General features: G+C 64.1%; 19 protein-coding genes and 2 pseudogenes. 17 read left to right on the forward strand and 4 right to left on the reverse strand.

The window, feature by feature from the left end; translation table 11 throughout:
* Nucleotides 1-276 precede the first annotated feature (276 nt).
* The 3 genes from ACQP2U_RS07740 (at nt 277) to ACQP2U_RS07750 (ending at nt 2,820) form a co-directional block, all read left to right on the forward strand.
* Entirely contained in the window at nt 277-510 is a 234-nt protein-coding gene (locus ACQP2U_RS07740; RefSeq protein ID WP_433716396.1) for an SGNH hydrolase domain-containing protein, read from the forward strand.
* A gap of 275 nt (nt 511-785) precedes the next feature.
* Entirely contained in the window at nt 786-2,000 is a 1,215-nt protein-coding gene (locus ACQP2U_RS07745) for an FAD-dependent monooxygenase (RefSeq protein WP_433714043.1), read from the forward strand.
* 631 nt (nt 2,001-2,631) lie between these two features.
* Nucleotides 2,632-2,820, forward strand: coding sequence for a hypothetical protein (locus ACQP2U_RS07750; RefSeq protein ID WP_433714044.1), 189 nt, complete (start codon nt 2,632-2,634; stop codon nt 2,818-2,820).
* A 118-nt stretch (nt 2,821-2,938) separates the two neighbouring features.
* Here ACQP2U_RS07750 and ACQP2U_RS07755 read toward each other — a convergent pair whose 3' ends face one another.
* The gene (locus ACQP2U_RS07755; RefSeq protein ID WP_433714045.1) at nt 2,939-3,580 is read right to left on the reverse strand and encodes a potassium channel family protein; all 642 of its coding nucleotides are present in this window, start codon (nt 3,578-3,580) and stop codon (nt 2,939-2,941) included.
* 516 nt (nt 3,581-4,096) lie between these two features.
* Here ACQP2U_RS07755 and ACQP2U_RS07760 point away from each other — a divergent pair.
* The 8 genes from ACQP2U_RS07760 to ACQP2U_RS07795 all read left to right on the forward strand — a co-directional run bounded on the left by ACQP2U_RS07760 (nt 4,097) and on the right by ACQP2U_RS07795 (nt 12,861).
* On the forward strand, nt 4,097-5,530 hold the full coding sequence (locus ACQP2U_RS07760; protein WP_433714046.1) for a TrkH family potassium uptake protein: 1,434 nt from the start codon (nt 4,097-4,099) through the stop codon (nt 5,528-5,530).
* A gap of 25 nt (nt 5,531-5,555) precedes the next feature.
* A complete protein-coding gene (locus ACQP2U_RS07765) occupies nt 5,556-6,194 on the forward strand; it encodes a potassium channel family protein (protein WP_433716397.1) in 639 nt (212 codons plus the stop codon).
* A gap of 109 nt (nt 6,195-6,303) precedes the next feature.
* A complete protein-coding gene (locus ACQP2U_RS07770) occupies nt 6,304-6,639 on the forward strand; it encodes a hypothetical protein (RefSeq protein ID WP_433714047.1) in 336 nt (111 codons plus the stop codon).
* Between the two features lie 450 nt (nt 6,640-7,089).
* Nucleotides 7,090-7,500: a DUF6653 family protein gene (locus ACQP2U_RS07775; RefSeq protein ID WP_433716398.1), complete on the forward strand. Its 411-nt coding sequence runs from the start codon at nt 7,090-7,092 to the stop codon at nt 7,498-7,500.
* A gap of 129 nt (nt 7,501-7,629) precedes the next feature.
* Nucleotides 7,630-9,192 (forward strand): carboxylesterase/lipase family protein, encoded by a 1,563-nt coding sequence (locus tag ACQP2U_RS07780; protein WP_433714048.1) that lies wholly within the window; start codon nt 7,630-7,632, stop codon nt 9,190-9,192.
* A 290-nt stretch (nt 9,193-9,482) separates the two neighbouring features.
* On the forward strand, nt 9,483-10,082 hold the full coding sequence (locus ACQP2U_RS07785) for a TetR/AcrR family transcriptional regulator (protein WP_433714049.1): 600 nt from the start codon (nt 9,483-9,485) through the stop codon (nt 10,080-10,082).
* 363 nt (nt 10,083-10,445) lie between these two features.
* A complete protein-coding gene (locus tag ACQP2U_RS07790; RefSeq protein ID WP_433714050.1) occupies nt 10,446-11,630 on the forward strand; it encodes a phosphatidylserine decarboxylase in 1,185 nt (394 codons plus the stop codon).
* Nucleotides 11,631-12,459: 829 nt separating this feature from the next.
* Nucleotides 12,460-12,861 (forward strand): sensor histidine kinase, encoded by a 402-nt coding sequence (locus tag ACQP2U_RS07795; protein WP_433714051.1) that lies wholly within the window; start codon nt 12,460-12,462, stop codon nt 12,859-12,861.
* 103 nt (nt 12,862-12,964) lie between these two features.
* Here the strand turns inward: ACQP2U_RS07795 and ACQP2U_RS07800 are convergent, their stop codons facing one another.
* A complete protein-coding gene (locus ACQP2U_RS07800; protein WP_433714052.1) occupies nt 12,965-13,552 on the reverse strand; it encodes an LGFP repeat-containing protein in 588 nt (195 codons plus the stop codon).
* Between the two features lie 172 nt (nt 13,553-13,724).
* Between ACQP2U_RS07800 and ACQP2U_RS07805 the strand changes: the two genes are divergently transcribed.
* Both ACQP2U_RS07805 and ACQP2U_RS07810 read left to right on the forward strand, forming a co-directional pair.
* On the forward strand, nt 13,725-14,177 hold the full coding sequence (locus tag ACQP2U_RS07805; protein WP_433714053.1) for a LapA family protein: 453 nt from the start codon (nt 13,725-13,727) through the stop codon (nt 14,175-14,177).
* 455 nt (nt 14,178-14,632) lie between these two features.
* On the forward strand, nt 14,633-14,944 hold the full coding sequence (locus tag ACQP2U_RS07810) for a hypothetical protein (protein WP_433714054.1): 312 nt from the start codon (nt 14,633-14,635) through the stop codon (nt 14,942-14,944).
* A 459-nt stretch (nt 14,945-15,403) separates the two neighbouring features.
* Here the strand turns inward: ACQP2U_RS07810 and ACQP2U_RS07815 are convergent, their stop codons facing one another.
* Nucleotides 15,404-15,811: a MerR family transcriptional regulator gene (locus ACQP2U_RS07815; RefSeq protein ID WP_433714055.1), complete on the reverse strand. Its 408-nt coding sequence runs from the start codon at nt 15,809-15,811 to the stop codon at nt 15,404-15,406.
* 1 nt (nt 15,812) lies between these two features.
* Nucleotides 15,813-16,567: pseudogene (locus ACQP2U_RS07820) on the reverse strand (SulP family inorganic anion transporter); the annotation flags it as partial.
* A gap of 227 nt (nt 16,568-16,794) precedes the next feature.
* On the opposite strand from ACQP2U_RS07820, the gene ACQP2U_RS07825 reads away from it, so the two are divergent.
* The 4 genes and pseudogenes from ACQP2U_RS07825 to ACQP2U_RS07840 all read left to right on the forward strand — a co-directional run bounded on the left by ACQP2U_RS07825 (nt 16,795) and on the right by ACQP2U_RS07840 (nt 19,402).
* Entirely contained in the window at nt 16,795-17,046 is a 252-nt protein-coding gene (locus ACQP2U_RS07825; protein WP_433714056.1) for a hypothetical protein, read from the forward strand.
* Nucleotides 17,047-17,803: 757 nt separating this feature from the next.
* The gene (locus ACQP2U_RS07830; RefSeq protein ID WP_433714057.1) at nt 17,804-18,022 is read left to right on the forward strand and encodes a TetR/AcrR family transcriptional regulator; all 219 of its coding nucleotides are present in this window, start codon (nt 17,804-17,806) and stop codon (nt 18,020-18,022) included.
* Between the two features lie 131 nt (nt 18,023-18,153).
* Nucleotides 18,154-18,357, forward strand: a pseudogene (locus ACQP2U_RS07835) (TetR/AcrR family transcriptional regulator); the annotation flags it as partial.
* Nucleotides 18,358-18,454: 97 nt separating this feature from the next.
* Nucleotides 18,455-19,402: an ABC transporter ATP-binding protein gene (locus ACQP2U_RS07840; protein ID WP_433714058.1), complete on the forward strand. Its 948-nt coding sequence runs from the start codon at nt 18,455-18,457 to the stop codon at nt 19,400-19,402.
* Nucleotides 19,403-19,404: the final 2 nt, after the last annotated feature.

The following is a 19,404-nucleotide window of genomic DNA, read 5'->3' on the forward strand; positions in this document are numbered from 1 at the left end:
TGCCGTCGACATCGCCACGATCAACCATTGTCGTAGCGCACGCCCGCGTGAGCACCATGAGCCACCCCTTCGCCGGACCGCCCGACCCGCCGACCGGATCGGGTTGCCGACCAGACTTCCCGGCGCACCACCCGTAAAGATGCCGTAAAAACCTCGGTTGGGCAAACCGGGGCGTCGGGCGGCGGGCGTGGCGGTGGCGGTGGCGGTCCTCGCTGTCGCGGTACTCGTGGTGACCAGCGGCTGGCTGACCGCGGTGGTGACCGAATCAGTTGCGGTATACGCCGCGACGACGCCCTCGATGCGGTCAACCCCGAACTCGAATCGGCGTCCCGCTATCCGAACGTGTTCCCGATCGACCTCACCGACGCGGTCTGCGAACCCACCGTGTGCGCGGTCGTGGAAGGCAACCTCCTGATCTACCACGACGAGCACCACTTCACTACCAGCTACTCCCGCTCGCTGGCCGGGCCGCTCGGCCGTCAACTACAACCCCTGCTCGGCTGGTGGTAGGAGAGCCGATTGTCCCTTGTTCCCGGAAAACGGGATGTGTGCCGATACTGCCCGCGCTTCCAGTACGGTGTGCGGTGTGACCTGGCAACAGGAGGTGTCCGCTCGTGGTGGGAGGTCAGCGTGAATACGGCTGCCATGAGCACGCGGCCCAATTCGCGCCCCACTCCAGATCGTTGGCCGAGCTCGATTTCGTCCGACAACGGTTGGACAGGTGCAGGATCGAAGCTGGGCCTCCGCACTGGCGGCCGATGAGTTCGATGACCTGAGGTGTACCGATGCACATCCTGATTTCCGGGGCCAGCATCGCCGGACCCACGCTCGCCTACTGGCTCAACCGGTACGGATTCGACGTCACCGTTGTCGAACGCGCGCCGGCGCCGCGCAAGACCGGCGGCCACGCGGTGGATCTGTTCCGACCGGCCATGCAGATCGCGCAGCGCATGGGAGTAGCCGAGGACATCCGGGCGAAGGCCACCGGGACGGATAGGCTCTTGATCCATCGGCCTGCCGCGCGTCCGGTGATGCTGGATCTGCGCAAGATGTTCACCGCTGTCTCCGACAACCATGTGGAGATCATGCGCGACGATCTGAGCGAAATTCTTTATAACGCAACATGTTCCGATGTCGACTACATCTTCGCGGACTCGATCACCGCGATCGGTGACGACGGCGAAGTCAGTTTCGAGCACTGCCCGGCACAGCGCTTCGACGTGATCATCGGGGCCGATGGGCTGCACTCGAATGTGCGGGCACTGGTCTTCGGCCCCGAGTCCCGATTCTCCACCTGGCTCGGCGCTTATCTGGCGGTCTTCTCCGTTCCCAACTACCTGAATCTGAACGGTGTGATGGAGATGACCGTCGATGTCGGTCGGGTCGCGGGCATCTACGGCGCCGCCCGCATCGACGGTGGGCGCGCGGGGTTCTTTCTGCGCCCGCCGCAACCGTTGGACTACCACTATCGAGACATCGAGCGGCAGAAACAGTTGCTGCGCGAGCACTTCGGCGATATGGGCTGGCAGGTGCCTCGGCTGCTGTCCGAGCTGGAGGATACCCCGTCGTTCTACTTCGACTCCATCACGCAACTGCGGTTGGACACTTGGTCGCGTGGCCGGGTCGGCCTGGTCGGTGACGCCGCGTACTGCCCTGGCCCGGCGGTCGGCGGAAGCACCAGCATGGCTATGGTCGGTGCCTATGTTCTCGCGGGTGAACTCGCCGCCCACTCCGGCGACTACACCGCCGCGTTCGCCGCATACGAACACGAGATCGGCGACTATGTCCGGCGCAGTCGCCGTTTCGCTGTCGCCGCCGCGAAGACGATCGTCCCCGCCCGACGCTTGGAGCTGTGGGCGATGATCCAGGCCGTGCGTCTGATCAACGTCTTGCCCGCACCGGTCACCCGCGCGGCCGCCAAGCTCAACGCCAAAGGGGTGCGCCTGCACGACTCGATCGTCGTCAAGGACTACATCGCATTCGACAAGACGCGCGGGTAGTTTGCGCAGGAACTGGAGTGGCGGCAGTACAGGGCGATAGTGCTGCACCTGCGCCGCCCACCTCGGTGGTCTCGAAACGCAGCGGTTGCCACACCATCCCGTAACGGCGGGCGTGGTGCCACAGCCGGGGCTGCCTTCCTGATCCCGGCGACACGAACTGGACTTACACTGCTCCGCGTCCAACGCCGCTGATTCGGCGGCCTAATTCAGCGCGCACGACCGATACGCCGCTCTCTCTGGTCCCAGCGGGCGGTGCGGCTTCGATGCCGGAAAGATGGACACTTGTCGGGTCGGCAGCGGGCGCGAAAATTCGAATCGGCCCACTGCGGCCATGTCACGGATCGCGGTAGCCCTAGGTGTACGAGGCATGGGACTCGGTTGGGCGCGGTCTACCTGCCTTTAACGGCGCTGCCGTCGAGCTGGCCTGGTAGCTGCGGTCGTCGAGTGCGGAAATGTCTCGCGGAACGAGGATTGCGACGCCGTAGGGTAACGATGGCGTGCCAGGATCGGTATTGCACGATGTGTGCGATACCGTCCGCACGGTTGCCAGGGCGATCAGCGCAGGACATCGGTATCGGGAGGCGGGTGTGGCGACCGTTGTGTCGGCGGAGTTCGTTCTGCTTGGTGATCGGTGACCGAGCCGCTTCGCCCACTGCTATACGGTTATCTTCGGTTGGATCTGATCGAGGAGTGCGACGAACGCTTCCAGCAGTACGCCGCTGCGAACGGATTCGATTTGGCCGCGGTATTCCATGAAAAAGCCCCCGATTCCGGCGCCCTGTTCGATCTGTTCGGGGAGTTGCGGCGGTCGGGAGCATAGGACGTGGTGGTGTTGTCGATCGATCACTTCAGTGGGCATCGGGCCACGCGGGAGTCGCTGCTGAACTACCTACACCGAGCCGGTGTGCAGGTCCGCACCCTGCACTGATGCGTCTGTCTCACTCGCGGTCCGGCCACCTAGCGATCAGCACTAGCAGCCGATCGTGTGCTCGCAGGGGTGATGTCGCGGGTTCGTCGCGCCATCGGATGCGGCCGCCGCGTACGACGGCCAGCAGCAGCGGCCCGCTGCGGGCCGGGTCGTGGCCGATTTCGTCCGGACGCACCGGACGTTCGGTGACAACCAAGCTGGGTGGGTTTGCCAGCGCGCGGTCGAAGTCGGCCAGAACTTCGGGGCGGCGCACGCTCAATCCCAGCAGTCGACCGACGAGGCTACCGGTGACCACGACCTGGTTCGCACCGAGATACCGCGCCAGCTGCTCCCACCCCGGTCCGCGCAGCGAAGTACACACCATTGCAACGGGATTGAGATCCCGAACGATCGAGGTTATGCGCACTGCCTCGCGATCCGATCCGACCGCCACGACGACACGGCTCGCCGATGCCACACCAGCGCGGCGGAGTGTGTCCGTGTCGCTGCCGTCGCCGAGGACCGCGCGAACTCCGTCGCCGTGAGCCAAAGTTGTACGGGTGCAGTCGATATCAACGATCACCACACCGGCCCCAGCTACCTCGGCCGACAATGCCTGTGTGGCACAGCGTCCTGTTGTGCCGTAACCGATCAGAACGGTATGCATGCTCATACGTGACTCCTGGCAACCGTAGTGGGCGATCGTGGAACCATCGCCGACCAGGCTTCCCGGCACACCAGGCGCCCACGCTAGCAGGCTGGAGCACCGGCCACTGGCAACTCGACGTTGTGCGGCTGCATGCAGCGGTCGAGCCACGCAGCGGCGGCCGGCACCGCCAAGCATGGCGCTGCAGCTCTGGACGGTAGATCGGTCGGCGGCTCCCCTCGCACGATCTCCGCGCCCGGCCGCCGTCGGCGATGGCGCGCTTGCAGCAGTCCTGCGCGGTCACCCACTACTGGCTGATACCGGCCGGTCCACAACGCGCACGCCACGGCGGAGTTGGTCCACCATCGCCTCCGGGGTGCTCGATCACGGCAGCACTGAAACCATTGACCGGCAAGGCTTGCGCGAAAACAGCCTGCGGCGGCTGTGATGTTTGCGTCGGCGTCGGATCGGCAGTAGTTTGCGGCGAGTTGCCCGAACGGCCGGGACGCCTTCGGCGAACCGCACTCGCAGCGAGGACATCAGGTGGACATCCAGCGCGATCCCGCGCGGCGCGGTGGTGAGCTGACCCGTGTGTGGTCGGTCTTTGCCGCTTTTGTGGCTCGTGTGTTGCCGAGTCCCCGGCATCCGGCTCGGTTGGTGGTGTTCGGTTTCGGTGCCGCGACGGTGGCGGGCACCGTGCTGCTGATGCTGCCTGTCGCGGCGGAGTCGCGCTCCGCGACGGGGCCGATCGCGGCATTGTTCACGGCGGTTTCGGCGGTATGCGTCACCGGTCTGGTGGTCGTCGATACCGGGAGCCATTGGTCGCTGTTCGGCGAGATCGTCATCCTGGGTTTGATCCAGATCGGCGGTCTGGGGATCATGACGCTCGCATCGCTGCTGGGGCTGCTGGTGGCACGGCGGATGGGGTTGCGGATGCAGCTGATCGCGCAGTCGGAGACCAAGACGTTGCGGTTGGGGGAGAGCCGCCGGGTGGTGGTGGGTGTGATCCGGATGAGTCTGCTGGTCGAAGCTGTCACCGCGGTGGTTCTGACCCTGCGATTCGTGACCGGGTACCACGAGAGCGGTGGGCGCTCTGTCTATCTCGGAGTGTTCCACGCGATTTCGGCCTACAACAACGCCGGGTTCGCGCTGTATGAGGACAGCCTCGTCGGGTACGCGACCGATCCGTGGATCATCGTCCCGATCACCATGGCGTTGATCATCGGCGGGCTGGGCTTCCCGGTGGTCTTCGAGGTCACCCGGTCGCTGCGTCGATGGCGGTCCCGGGATGCGCCGCCGCGTCGGTGGTCGCTGCACACTAGAGTCACGCTGATCACCTATTTCGCATTGGGCGTCATCGGGGTACTGGCGATCACCACGTTCGAATGGACCAATCCGGATACGCTGGGTCCGCTGAATCTCACCCACAAGCTGTTGGTCGGCGGATTCCACGGATTGTCCCCGCGCACAGCGGGTTTCAACTCTCTCGATGTCGGCGCGATGAACTCGGCGACGTTGCTGATCAACGACACCTTGATGTTCGTGGGTGGCGGTAGCGCGGGCACCGCGGGCGGGATCAAGGTGACCACCTTCGCGCTATTGGCGTTCGTCATCATGGCCGAGGTGCGCGGGGAACCGACCGTGCACGTGATGGGGCGACGGCTCGCGGCCCCGGTGCAGCGGCAAGCCGTGACAGTCGCGCTGCTCGGTGTCGGCGCCGTCGTCGCCGGAACGATCACGCTGCTGGCGATCACCGGCATGGACCTGGATGCGGTGCTGTTCGAGGTGGTCTCCGCGTTCGGCACCGTCGGGTTGTCCACCGGCATCACCGCCGACATCCCCGATCCGGGGCTTATCGTCTTGATCATGCTCATGTTCATCGGCCGCCTCGGCCCGATCACCCTCGCCACCGCGTTGGCGCTGCGGGAACGCGGTCGACGTTACGAACTACCGGAGGAGCGACCCATTGTCGGGTAAGTCGACTCGTAAGCACGGCACCCGGGTGGTGGTGATCGGGCTCGGCCGCTTCGGTAGCGCGCTGGCTCGTGAGTTGGTCACCCACGGGTCGGAGGTGCTGGCCATCGACTCCAGTCCGCACTTGGTGCAGCAGTATTCCGACGAACTCACCCACGTCGCTGTCGCCGACACCACCGATAAGGAAGCGCTCGAACAGCTGGGTGTGCCGGAATTCCCGCACGCGGTCGTCGGGATCGGCAGCAATATGGAAGCGAGCATCCTGACGACCTCGCTGCTCGCCGATTTCGAGATCCCGAGAATCTGGGCCAAGGCGACCAGCCGCCAGCACGGCCAGATCCTCGAACGCGTCGGCGCCCACCATGTCGTGCTCCCCGAACACGATATGGGCGAGCGAGTGGCCCACCTGGTCGCCGGTCGGATGATCGACTACATCGAGTTCGATGACGACTACGCCATGGCCAAGACCGTCGCCCCGAAGGCGGCCATCGGAAAGACCCTGACCGGCAGCGGTTTACGCCACTATTTCGACATCACCGTCGTCGCGATCAAACACCGCGGCGGCGAATTCACCTACGCCACTGCCGATACCGTGGTCGCCGAGGGCGACCACCTCATCGTGTCCGGTCGGATCGAAGATGTGGAGCGCTTCGCCGATATGACCTAGGTCCATGGTGTGAGCAATTGGACCAGTCTTCGTCTGGAATGATCGGTGCGCTACGGAACACAGTACTGATCAAGGGCGACAACCGAATTCGGGCAATAGGACGCCTTAGATGCTGGATCTCGTCCTCACGAAGTTCGCTGGGCTGGTCGCCACCGTGGCCGACGGATCGGTGCGGGCGCTGGAACGTCGGGATCCGCAGCGCCGCTCCCCGATCCTGTTGATGGTGCTGGCGCGGTCGGCCACCGATGAACGTCAGTTGTCTCGAAAACTTGATTCCGAGACAACTGACGTTCATCGGTGGCGCGACGCCGTGTGCGGCGGTGTTTTCGCGGGTGTCGAGTGGCGTCGATTACGAGGTGCTGCGGGCGTCCACGTGGCAGGGATGACTCCGGCTACCGAAGCCACGCCGAGCGCAGCACCGCTGTCCTGCTCTCATAGGTCGTGAGGCGTGATCGGCTCGCTGGGCTGCGGTGCCTCAGATTCGTGGGGGTGGAAAGTGAGCCGGATGTCTCGTTGATCATGAGGCAGACCACACCGAGTTGCCTTTGCGGGCGGCGGTGTTCGTGGTGTTTCTGGAAAGAAGCGGGTCGTAGCGGCTGTCCGCGGGCCAGTACGCGATGCCGACGCAGCGGTTGACCTCGCCGGAATTGGGCGAGTTGACGTTTGGTTGCCCGGCCGGTGGGGGTGGCGCCAGCAGAGGCGGTCCCCATATGGCCCGACTTCGACACTCTATGAGCACTTGAAAACGAATAGTCCAATATGTTTTCATGGTTTCAGGCGGGTGGAGGAGCCCCCCGCGACCCAAGGAGTACGAACCATGAGCACCACCCAGATCACCGCCAACACCTTCGGACTCAACGATGAGAACTGGCGCAAACACGCGAACCCGTGGAGCGTGTGGAGCCGGATGGCCGCGTTCGCGGTCATGCTCGCCGCGATCTACCTTCGCGATGTCCTGGGCTGGTGGACCCTGGCGGTGCTCGCCGGCGGCGTCGCGTTCATGTTCGCCAATACCCGCATGTTCCGGCCCATCGATGTGCCGAGCCGCTGGGACGAGAAGGGGATCTACGGCGAACGCCTGTGGACCGAGAAGGCACCGGCCGCCGAACCGCACCGCCGCGCGATCTCCACGATCATCGGCATCGCCGGGGTGGGATTGCCGATCATCGTGTGGGGATTGGTGAGCACCCAGATCTGGCCCACCGTATTCGGCTGGACCCTGGTCTTCATTTCCCAGCTGTGGCAGATCGACAGGTTCGTCGCCATATACGACAGCGCCGTCCGCGTCGACACACCGCGAAGGTGACACCGCGGACCCGAAACATATTGATGCTCACGCGTTCCTCGACCGGGCGAGAGTCGAGCCGCGCAATTCCAGCATCAAAGACCTACCGGACTGTTCAGTTCGCGCTGAACACCATGAAGGAGAAGACCTGTGACGACCGAATCGGTCATTGTCTCGACGACCTACGGCAAACTCGAGGGCGAGTCACGCAACGGCGTCGCTGTCTTCCGGGGGATCCCCTACGCGGCGCCGCCGGTCGGCGAACTCCGCTGGCGGCCACCGCAACCGGTGCAGCCGTGGGACGGTGTGCGACCGGCGCTGACCTTCGGGCCGGTGAGCCACCAGCACCCGCTGCCGCCGTCGGAGATCCACAAGGGCATCTTGGATGTTCCCGGCACGCACAGCGAGGACTGCTTGTATCTAAATGTGTGGACACCCGGGCTCGACGACGCCAAGCGACCGGTCCTGTTCTGGATCCACTCCGGCGGGCTGGAGTACGGGTCGGGATCGCAACCGCTGTACGACGGCACCACACTGGCCGCGAACCGAGACGTGGTCGTGGTGACCATCAACATGCGGCTCGGCGCACTGGGCTACCTCCGCTTGAACGAGCTCACCGGCGGGCTGATCCCATCCACCGGCAATGAGGGCCGGATGGACGAGATCACGGCGCTGACCTGGGTGCGAGGCAATATCGCCGCCTTCGGTGGCGATCCGGACAATGTCACGATCTTCGGCCAGTCGGCCGGGTCCATCGAGGTGGCTGCCCTGCTCGCGATCACCCCCGCGAAAGGCCTGTTCCGGCGCGCCGCGCTGCACAGCACCGCCACCCATTCGTCCCAGACCATCGAGAACGCCACCCGGATGAGCGAGTTGTTCCTCGACATCCTGGGCGTCGACCCTCGTGATGCCGACGCACTTCGAGCGGTAGCGCCGACGCGGCTGGTCCAGGCATCCACCGACTTGCTCAGCCGGATGAAACAGGAGGACCCGAACTCGGGCCGAATGCACTTCAATCCGGTTGTCGACGGCGACTTCCTGCCCATGCGCCCCTACGACGCGGTGCGCGATGGTGCTGCGGACGATATCTCGATCATGGTGGGCACCACGCTGGACGAGACCCGGTTGGGGCTGGGCTCGGAGCCACCGATGGAACTGGATTACGCCGCAGCACTCGCCGCGTGCCGGGTCTTCCTCGGTGATGAGGCAGAACGAATGATGGCCGCCTACACCGACCTTCGCACGCGACGTGGCCTGCCAGCCGGGCCCACCGACGTGATGCTGGCCATCGAGACCGACCGGGTACTGCGATACCCGTCGATCAAACTGTCCGAGGCACTCGACGAACGGCGACGACCCGGCTACCACTTCATCTTCACCTACGAGTCGCCCGCCATGGGCGGGCGACTCGGTGCCGCGCACGCACTGGAACTCGGCTTCCTGTTCGGCACCTACACCGACGAAAAGGCCAAGGTATTCAACGGCGAAGGCCCCGTCGCCGACCGGCTGGCGGAGCGGATGCAGGATGCCTGGACAGCGTTCGCGGCGACCGGAGACCCGTCATGTGCGAGCATCGGGCACTGGCCGACCTACGGGGCCGCCCGAGAGACCATGTTGATCGGCGACGACTGGCAGGTAGCGAAGGCGCCCTACGAGGAGGAACGGCTGCTCTGGGAAGAGTTCCCGGGCGACGCGCGGGTCGGCCTGATGTAGCGCAGCACCGGAACGACACTGCCGAGCGCGAGGAAACGGCAAGACGGCGAAAGACAGTGTCCGCCAGGATGACCCCGAAACCGGCGCGGAGCCCAGCAGTTCGCTGAGGGCTTCGCGCCTGTTCGTGAACGCCGGCGCCTCCCGCAGGCGGGAACGCCGGTCACCAGGTGGTTGCGGTCCGCCCGAGAAGACCCGAGCGCCGATTTCCCAGTACCCGGTGCTCTACCGAATAGCCCGGAACCTAGCATGAAAACATTGCTTCAGATCGTTTTTACCGTTGGAGGGTTGGTTTGCCCGTAGCGTTCACCGAGCAGGAGCGTGCACACATCACCGAAGCGTTGCGTTCGTCGGGGCAGCGGCTGTTTTCGACAGTAGGGCTCAAGAAGACGTCCCTAGCAGAACTGGTCGTCGGCGCCGGGATCGTGAAGTCGACCTTCTACGCCTTCTTCGATTCCAAGGAGGCGCTATACCTCGACCTGCTGCTGACACATGCCCAGCGGGTGCGCGAGGCCACCATCGACAATGGTTTGCACCAGGGACAGGACACAGTCGATGCGTTGCGCCGCTACTTACGGGCGGTGGTACGGGTGCTGGACGAAGATCCGCTGTACCGCAGATTGATGTCGCACCCGGACGAGATGGTACTGCTGCAACGCAAACTGACTCCGGAAGTGGTTGCCGCCGCAGGAAACAACGGCATGGCCGAGCTGGCCGAGTTCATCGCGGCCAAACAGTCCGCCGGCGACATCATCGGGGACGACCCCTGGGTGGTGGTAGGCACGCTACGCAGTGCACTGCTACTGGTAATGCACGCAGACGAGTTCGGCGACGCCTACCCGCAAGTACTAGATCTGACGATCGACGCACTGACCGCCGGAGTCACGACCTAACGGCGCGAAGCCAGGACGGTAGCTGGCGTGAGCACGCTGCCCCTGGGCATATTCATAGGGATGGACCAGTTGACCGATCCCGAAACGATGCGAGTGGCGATAGTCCGCCGCCGGATTGGTCTGGGCGGCTTCCGTGCTCGTCGGCCCGCCTGGCGAGCGCGAGACCCGCCCCAATCCCGCACATCACCGCGGTCTCCTGCGCGGAAAAATCTTTCGACTCTCCCTTGCGAGCGGACTACGTGCACCAGCACTCACGGCTGCGGCATTCCAATCGATACCCTTTCTCGGGCCTTCGTGCGGTATGGGCTCGATGGCAATTTCCCAGAATGGCAGTTTTGCGTGACGACGATAAGGAGCAGTGATATGAGCGAGCCGGAAATGATCATCCAGAAACTGCGAGACTGTCTCGAGAAGGAACGTGGTCTCGGGGATCTGCTCGAGCGCTCCCTGGTGAAAGCCCGGGAGTGGGCTGAGGACGAGTTGAAGCCGGAATTGTACGCGGCGTTGGAGTGGCCACGCGATATCACTGAGTACGAGGCCTACCTGCAGCGCTTTGTTCGGTTTGTGCCGCACGAGTCGGATGCGAATGCCTGGAAGGATCAAAACCGCGCCCAGGAAGTAAGCGACCGGATGTCGCATTTCTACTTTCTGGTCGACCAGACGGACGGCGATCTGGCCCCGCAGGACTCTGACGCCTTCCGTGAATGGATGACCGATTTCGCTCGGCAGTGGGGCACTTTCTTGGATACGCCGGAGTCGTTCAACTCGGAGGTGCTGCAGTCGTACATCGACAACGCGCCGGAATACCGCATCGATGAGTCGCTTGTCGACGGAGCGCCGAATGCGCCCAGCGGGTGGCTGACGGCCAATCAGTTCATCGCCCGTGAAATCAATGGCGGGCTACGTCCGATCGCCGATCCCGCCAGCAACCTGGTGGTCACTTCACCGGCTGATTGCCAGTACCAGCACGCCTACGATATCGGCGCCGACTCGAGCATCCCAGCCGTCAGCGTGAAGAACGAGAAGTTCGAAAATATCAGGGATCTCCTCGAAGGAAGCGACTACAGTGGAAGCTTTGCCGGGGGAACATTCGTACACTACATGCTGCCGGTCCATGCCTACCACCGCTATCACCTGCCGGTCGGCGGTCTGGTCAAGGAGTCCTTTCGGATAAACGGCAAAGTGTTCATGCGGGTCGGCCTGAAAGACCAGCAGTTTGCCGCCAGCGATAGCGCCACGAGTGGATACGAATTCTCCCAGACCCGGGGTGTCGTCACTATCGACACATCAGCATCAGATGGGGGCGATCTGGGGGTCGTGGCGGTCGTCCCGGTTGGAATGGCGCACGTGTCGTCGGTCGTACTAACCGCGGTTCAGGGCAAGCACATGTCAAAAGGCGAGGAGTTCGGCTACTTCCAGTTCGGCGGCTCCGACATAATCATCCTGCTCCAGGACGGAGTTGATTCTCAAATAGACACAGATAAGGACTTCCGGCTCGTCGGTACGCCCGTGGCGCGCTGCAGAGCCCGTGGCATAGCAGAAGACTGAGTGTTGCACCGACGACGCAAATCTCAACACAGCGAGTTGGCGTTTCTTCGTAGTGCGCATGAGCAGCTCGATCGCCGGGCGCAGACGCCGATCGAACGCCGTAGATCAGCGACGCCGATGATCGTTCCACGCCCTGAGTTCGCGCTGAAACGGCCTGTTGACGGCGACCGCGCTGCGGCCGATGAGGTCACGGCTCGCTCGGCGCGCTGCACTCGGCGGCGCGCGAAGGAACGCCGCCCGCTTCCGGTACCTTGTCCAAGCTTTCGAGCAAGCATCGGACACGCTCGCCGCGATCACCGCGGTCGACATCCTGACCGTGGTCATCACGATCTGGGCCTTCTCCGACCGTATCTACGCGACCTTGGTCTCGGAATACACAACCGGATTCTTTCTGACCATGATTAGTGGTGCTCGCATTGGTTGTCCACATGGCCCGTTAGCAGCGGACCTCAGGTTTTTCACTTCGGCTGGCTCACTCCGGTGGTCGCTCTCGTCGCGGGTGCGTGGGTGATGCTGGAGGCCGTGAACCTTTCGCCGCGTGCCACCGGCAGCCCTGGTACGTCCAGGGGGCTGTGCTGCTCGGGGGTCGGTATCATCGCTGGCAGCGGCGTGATCGCATGGCTCGTCGTGCGGGCCGAGGTCGTGCTCGTCGACGACAGCGACGCTGAACCAAGCGATTCTGGCACCGCTGTCGAATAGGCAGGACCTGGCCTCTACAGCGTCGAAGACTCGGCCGTCCCAGGGCCTGCCTCGGTTCTGCGCCTCGATTCGGTCGACGGACGGAGTGGCACTGCCTGTTCGGCCGCATTCGCCGTGAACCCAAGAAACCTTGTCCGTCGGTGCGTTGCTCATCCACACCCTTGCCGAACGGCACTACGCACCGGAACTACTGGACCTGGCTGCGGATATGCGGACCAGCGGCCGCAAGCTCGAGCTGGAACGTGCGATTGCCAACCTGCTCGACAACGCCGATTGGCATGGTGGGGGTGTGGTCGCGATAACAGTCCGCCAGGATGGAGCCCAAGCGGTGATCACGGTCGACAATGCGGGACCTGGAGTGCCCGTGCCGGATCGGGTACGGATCTTCCAGCGGTTCGTCACTGCACGGACCAGCAGACGTTCAGCTTCGGGTAGCGGCACGGGGATCGGGCTGGCGATGGTTGCCGAAACGATCTCCGGGCATGGCGGATACTTCGAGTGCACCGAACCGCCGCAGGCGGCGCACGATTGACGGATTCGCCTACCCATACCGGCTCCACAAGCACCGGCGGTCTGACGCTGACTCACTGGGCACCGCTCGGCTTCGACGATCCGCCCTATACCGTGCGAGCGTCTCATCCTGTGGTGAGTTGGCCCGTGGTGGCGTTCCATTCGATCCAGCCGTGTTCGAAATCCATTCGACGGCCGGTGGGTAGGTCGTATTCGTCCGTGGTGGGGAATCCGAGCCGGCCCTTCTCGTAGCCTTGCCGGGCCCATTCGCCGAAAATGCCCCCATATACCGCGTGGGTTCCGACTGGGGAATGGTAGATGTTGCCGGTCTCGAACCGGTTGAACCTGGCGAGACCGTTCGGCGTGGACAACTCTCCGCTGATGGGCCATCGCAACACTGACGTCGGACCTCCCATGCTTACGTACTTGTCCTCGATCAGCCCGTACACTTCCCACGCGCCGGTCTTGGCGGTCCAGTAGATGGCACCGTGTTGAAAGTCTTGGACCCGGCCGCTGTCTCGGTCGTGTTCTCCGCTGCGGCAGCCCCCGAGCGGGCCGGTGGGACCGGAGAGTTCGGCGTAGCGAGTCCCGATCCCGGCGGTGGGCCAACAGCATGGTTCCTCGGTCGAATCGCAGGCTGCCAGCCCGAGTGAAAGCACAGCCAGGGTTGTCGTCAGCGCCACGCGGCCGGAGATTGCTCGAATCGTGTTCATGAGGCGACCTCTTTCTGAGAGTCGACCCCTTGGGTGGGATGACACAGTCCACGGACAGATAAACCTTTGCCCTGGTCTGCGGAAACAGCCGCTAGCAGCGCTCGCTGGCCGACAAGCGTTCGCTGTTTGCCAACCGATAGCGCGGGTACCCCGTTACTAAGAGCCGGCCTGCATGCGACGCCCCGGTCCGAAGGGTCTGCCAGGGTTGGCTTTGAGCTTGCGCCGACGGGCGCTCGATATCGAGGAGGGCGCGATGAGCGCCGGACATCAGCCGATAACGGTAACGAACAGCTCAGGAAGGCACTTCATCCGCCGACAGCATGTCGATCGGAAAAGGCCGCGAGGTATCTGGAGTAGCCGCGCACAGGCTTGGACCGCGCGCGCGTGGCTCGAGGTCGCCGTCGGCGCGAGCCTCGTGGTCGTGCTACTGATCTTCATCCTGCAGAACACCGCCAAGACCGAGATCTCTTTCCTGCCGTGGAGCTTCACCATGCCGCTGGGGGTGGCGCTGCTGTTCGCCACGATCGGCGGCGTGCTGGTGATGGGTCTGGCCGGTGGTGCCCGCATCTGGCAGCTACGCCACCAACGCACCCAGACTGCGAAACACGAACGTGTAGGAGACTGACCTCCCACTTGACACGCGTCCCTGTTCGGGTCGACCTCCGCGGCTCCCGTGATCGGCCCGGCAGACATAGGACTATCGTCCGGCGCGTCCGGATCGATCACCGGAAGCCGTGCGAACCGTTGGAGTGCTCCCGGCCCGCTCGTCGAGCAGCACCCCGGCATTCTCCGGCTGAACACTGATGGCATCCGGTAGCGATGACGCACCAGCGGGATAGTGCGCGTCGGATCTGAAGGTGGAGAATATCGACCGTTGTGACGAACGAGGGTAGTCAAGCTGGACTGTTGTATTGACAGCTGTGTGTCGCGGGTCATCAGGTCTGTTCGGAGGGTTTGTTGGCCTCAGCGCCGGCGTGTGATGTAGTGCGCGCGAAATCCCGGGAAAACACTTCCCCTGCGACGAACCATCAATTAATGTGTCGTTATATAGCGGTACGTTAATTGAGGGAAAGGTGGCTGATGGAGATCGCGACGGAGTTCTGGACGGTGCGTCGGGTGGTGGTCGCGATGCTGTTCGCCATCGCGCTGGTGGCGCTGACGGTCGCCTCGCCGCACCTTTTCGCGGCTACGGCCGGGACTCGGGATTCGCACAGTCCCGGGGCCGGTCACGGCTACGGCGCGGGAACGCGCCCTAACAGCAATGACCATAGTCAGCGCAACAGTGGTTACGGTTACGGAGTGCGCGCCAACAGCGCCGGCCACGATCAGTACTGGGGCCGCACCGAGAACCCCTGCCGATACACCCCAACGGGCACGTGCGGAGCGCGCTGACAACCCGACGTGCTCCATGGCGGGATTGAGCTCGAGTGCAGGAACCGTTCGATTGGTGGTGCCGTCGAACTCACGTCGCAGGCGGGTGGCGACGGTTTTCAGCCGAGTGGTCGGTCGAGGCGAGTTCGGTCGGGAGGCGATCGCCACCTGCGGCGCGGCCTCGGGCCAAGCTCTGGACGATGGCGTCGAAGTATCCGTGCTCGTCGCGCTGGTCTGTATGCCGCTGGCACTGCGTAACCGGTTCCGCCGCAGCACAGCGGCGGGCCCGACCCACCGCCCATGCTTTGCGCGCATTCGTTCGAAGGTCGTCATCGTGTGCTCGAAGTCGTTCGAGCGCGCTCGACCGCCTCGTCGGGCATCTCGTAGCGGCGTTCGCGTTCGCGGCCGCCATCCTCGTGGGCATGCTCGCCGTCCGTGCCAGCGACCCGACCGAATCCGCCGCCATGACGACCACCTCGATCAGGCCGACGGTGCACAGGTGCGCGCGGTGAGCAGGTCGGTGAATTCCTCGGCGTTGGCCAGCTGCTGCCGCAGTCGCTCGGCCCTATCGCGGGCCTTGTCCCGAAAGGCCAGCAGGTCCACCCGAGCCGCAGACCGCTGCTGGGCGGTCGCGGTCTGGTCATCGAGCACGTCGACGGCGTCGAGCAGTTGCTTCCTCTCGGCCAACGTGAACCCCAGCGGCTTCATGCGGCGGATCACCAGCAGACGCTCCACATCGGCGGCGGTGTAGAGCCGGAATCCACCGGTCGATCGTGCCGAGGGTTGCACCAGCCCGACCTCGTCGTAGTGGCGAATGGTCTTCAGCGACAACTCGCTTCGCTCGGCTACCTGCCCGATCTGCCGGTAGCCGCCGGTGTCGGTGCTCATGTCAGTGCGCACCGGCCAAAGTCCGGACAACCGCTCATGGCGGGCCTCGGACGCCGGGTTCAACCCGATGATCTCCACGTGTTTGCCTTTGGCGGCGTATTTGGTGGTGATGGCGTCGAGGGCGGCCACGGTGGAGGCGTCCCAGATGTGCGGGTCGGACATGTCGATCACGATATTGTGCGGATCGCCGAGGTAGTCGAACTGGTAGACCAGGTCGTTGCTGGAGGCGAAGAACAGCTCTCCGCGCACCTGGTAGACGCGGGTGTCGATATCGCCGTCGTGGTCGGCGTCGGACTCGTGGGCCTTGACGACCTCGTGAAGTGGGCGACACGGTGGGCGAAGGCGACCATGGCGGTGAGCACGCCGGCGATGACGCCGTAGGCGAGGTTGTGGGTGGCGACGGTGACCGCGACGGTCACCAGCATGACGGTGATTTCGGCGTCGGCATGCGCCGCAATGTCTTCGGCGCGATGGAGTGCCGTCCATGGTGCCCACCGAAACCATGATCATGACCGCTAACAGCGCGGCCATCGGGATCCGCGCGACCAGCCCGCCCAGGCCGACCACCAGGATCAGCAGGAACACACCCGCGACGAAGGTGGAGATGCGGGTGCGGGCGCCGGAGACCTTCACGTTGATCATGGTTTGGCCGATCATGGCGCAGCCACCCATGCCGCCGAAGAGGCCGGTGACCACGTTCGCGATGCCTTGGCCCCAGCCTTCGCGGGTCTTGTCGGAGTGGCTGTCGGTGATGTCCCCGCGTCCCGATGGCTGCTCGGAACCAGGTCTCGCGCACCCGCAGTGGCCGGTCATCGATGTCGACCTCGATCGCGTCGAAGAAGTGGATGTTCTCGGTGCGTGCCGGGGGAGATATGCGCCAACAGTTTCTCCGACCGATCAGGAATTTTCGTTCGGATCTCGGGCACTGCCGCGAGGGGTGCGTGCTGAATGGGCCGACGGTTGAACGGTCACGCGGTGATGTCGTGGTCCTCGCCGAAAACCTTCCGGCATACCGAGGCACAGAACGCGTAATCGATCCCGTTGTGGTGAGCGTGAACCGGGCGGTGGCTGGATCGACGATCATTCCGCACACCGGATCGACGCTGCCGACCGCCGGTGTGGCGGCCGCTTCGCCGGAATCCCGGTACTCCTCGGTAATCATCCTGGTCACTTCGGAGCTGAAAGTGACACGCCCGCAAGTGCCGAAATTGCCCTCGCGCAACCCGATCAGCTGAATCAGGCAGTGTGGGTTACGATGCAGCCGTTGCGGATTGCCGTCGAAGTCGCCGATCACACCGGTCAGCGTCGGTATCGCATACTCGCCGAAGTCGTTTCCGATGCAGGTTCCTGGCACGGTCACTCGCACGAGATACCGCGGCTTCGCGATCACGTCCTCGCCGCCGGTCGCCCATGCCTGGGGTCGGTGCACCACGACATGAGTGAGCTCCTGCGCCCTCGCCAGCACGCTAGCCGGGGCGCTTTCGCCAATCGTCAGGGAATCCCGTACGCGACAAGCCAATTCCTTTGAACGCTCGGCGGAGATCGTGTCATCGGAGACGAACAGTTCGATGGTCATCATTTCTGAGCCCTCTCGTAGGAGTACGAGGTACACCTACGCCCAGTATGAATGTCCCCACGCTCCTGTCAATCGATCCACATCCTGGAAATCATCCGGCAGTGTCGCTGGGGCACATCCGCGCCGAGTGCGGTGACACCGCCTCGAGAATCCACCGGCATCGCCTTTCGGGGGCCCGTTCAGTAGGCGGCCTGCTGGCCGACCGCATCGGCGCCGTCGAGTCGGCCATCCGCGCGTTCGAGGCGAGCCAGCCTTCGGGAAGCCATGCCGCGCAAGCGGTTCGAACCAGGCGACTGGAGACGAACGGTGGGGCCGATGCCAGCTCGCGCTGACCGACCGCGCGGACAAACACTTGACGCGACATCCCCTGTCGAACCCTTGTGGCGGGTTGAACACACGTTTAATATGTTGTACATGTGTCTAGCCGACAGTCCGTTCCGCAAGGATCCGCCGCTGATCTGACAACGGCGGCATGGATTCGTGATGCCGCGATCGAGGTCTTCGGCGAGCACGGATTCCAGTTCGTAGTCCGCGTCATCGCTACGGCGGCACGCGTATCCCCAGGTTTGGTGAACCACCATTTCGGCTCCAAGGACGGCTGGGCGCAGCCTGCGGTGAGCGAGTACTCCAGCTGATTCGCGACGAGAAGGTCAAGGCGATCACCGCCCCGAACTTCGCGAAGGACATGCTCGTCGTGCTGGCCGAGATCGAGGTGTACGGCCCATTGGTCGCCTCTGTGGTGCGCAGCCTGCAGGCGGGCGGCCCGATGGCGAAATCGCTGTTCGATCACATGGTTTCCGATGCTGAGAGGTACATCCAGCAGGCGGCCGAGGCGGGGACAGTCAAACCCAGCCGCGATCCCGCGGCGGGCGCCAGGTACCTGACGACGCTCAATGTCGGCGCGACCCTGCTGTAGGTGCAACTGCACCAGGAAAACGGCGAACAACTCGACTTCGGCAAGGCCATCCGTGCGATCACCGATGAGCTCACACCTCCCGCCCTGGAGTTCTACACCCAAGGCCTACTAACCGACCCAACACTTGTGGACACTGTCACTAGGAGCACTGATGTCCGAGGTCATCCACGTCAACGATCTCCGCAAATCTTTCGGCCACGTGACCGCGCTCGACGGGCTGAACCTGTCGGTCAGCACAGGCGAGATCCACGGCTTCCTGGGCCCGAACGGCGCGGGCAAGTCGACCACCATCCGCATCCTCCTCGGCATCCTGCGCGCCACCGGCGGCAGTACCGAACTGTTCGGCCGCGATCCGTGGACCGATGCGGTCGCCCTGCACCACGAACTCGCTTATGTGCCAGGCGATGTCACGCTGTGGCCGTCGCTGTCCGGCGGCGAGACCATCGACCTGCTCGCCAGGATGCGCGGCCGCATCAACACCGAGCGCCGCGCCGAACTGATCGAGCGATTCGATCTGGACCCGCGCAAGAAGGCACGCACCTATTCAAAAGGCAACCGACAGAAGGTCGCACTGATCTCCGCGCTGGCCTCCGATGTCGACCTGCTCTTGCTCGACGAGCCAACCTCGGGCCTGGATCCGTTGATGGAGAAGGTTTTCCGTGAATGCGTCAAAGAGGCCCAGGACCGGGGCACCACCGTGCTGCTGTCGAGCCACATCCTCTCCGAGGTCGAGGCCCTCTGCGACCGGGTGACCATCATCCGCGCCGGGCGCACCGTGGAAAGCGGCACACTGTCGGGTATGCGGCATCTGTCGCGGACCTCCATCACCGCCGAATTGCTCGGCGACCCAGGCGATCTGCATCGCATCGCCGGTGTGGACGATATCGAACTGGACGGCTCGACCCTACGCTGCCAGGTCGAGGGCGAACACCTCGGCGAGTTGATCCGGCTGCTCGGCGACATCGGAGTGCGCAGCCTGAGCAGCGCCCCGCCCACCCTGGAGGAGTTGTTCCTGCGCCATTACCACGTCGACGGGGTCGAACCCGGAAACTCGGCAGGCACGAAGCCCACGAGCAGTGCAGAGAAGGTGCGGGCGTGAGC

Origin of the sequence: Nocardia sp. CA-084685, assembly GCF_050955785.1 — a bacterium.
Classification (GTDB): Bacteria; Actinomycetota; Actinomycetes; order Mycobacteriales; family Mycobacteriaceae; genus Nocardia.

What these genes read in the sequence shown, in the direction of transcription:
- ACQP2U_RS07745 (WP_433714043.1), top strand. Translation starts at nt 786, where the DNA reads ATGCACATCCTGATTTCCGGGGCCAGCATCGCCGGACCCACGCTCGCC.
- ACQP2U_RS07755 (WP_433714045.1), bottom strand. Translation starts at nt 3,580, where the DNA reads ATGAGCATGCATACCGTTCTGATCGGTTACGGCACAACAGGACGCTGT.
- ACQP2U_RS07770 (WP_433714047.1), top strand. Translation starts at nt 6,304, where the DNA reads ATGCTGGATCTCGTCCTCACGAAGTTCGCTGGGCTGGTCGCCACCGTG.
- ACQP2U_RS07790 (WP_433714050.1), top strand. Translation starts at nt 10,446, where the DNA reads ATGAGCGAGCCGGAAATGATCATCCAGAAACTGCGAGACTGTCTCGAG.
- ACQP2U_RS07800 (WP_433714052.1), bottom strand. Translation starts at nt 13,552, where the DNA reads ATGAACACGATTCGAGCAATCTCCGGCCGCGTGGCGCTGACGACAACC.
- ACQP2U_RS07805 (WP_433714053.1), top strand. Translation starts at nt 13,725, where the DNA reads ATGCGACGCCCCGGTCCGAAGGGTCTGCCAGGGTTGGCTTTGAGCTTG.
- ACQP2U_RS07810 (WP_433714054.1), top strand. Translation starts at nt 14,633, where the DNA reads ATGGAGATCGCGACGGAGTTCTGGACGGTGCGTCGGGTGGTGGTCGCG.
- ACQP2U_RS07815 (WP_433714055.1), bottom strand. Translation starts at nt 15,811, where the DNA reads ATGAGCACCGACACCGGCGGCTACCGGCAGATCGGGCAGGTAGCCGAG.
- ACQP2U_RS07840 (WP_433714058.1), top strand. Translation starts at nt 18,455, where the DNA reads ATGTCCGAGGTCATCCACGTCAACGATCTCCGCAAATCTTTCGGCCAC.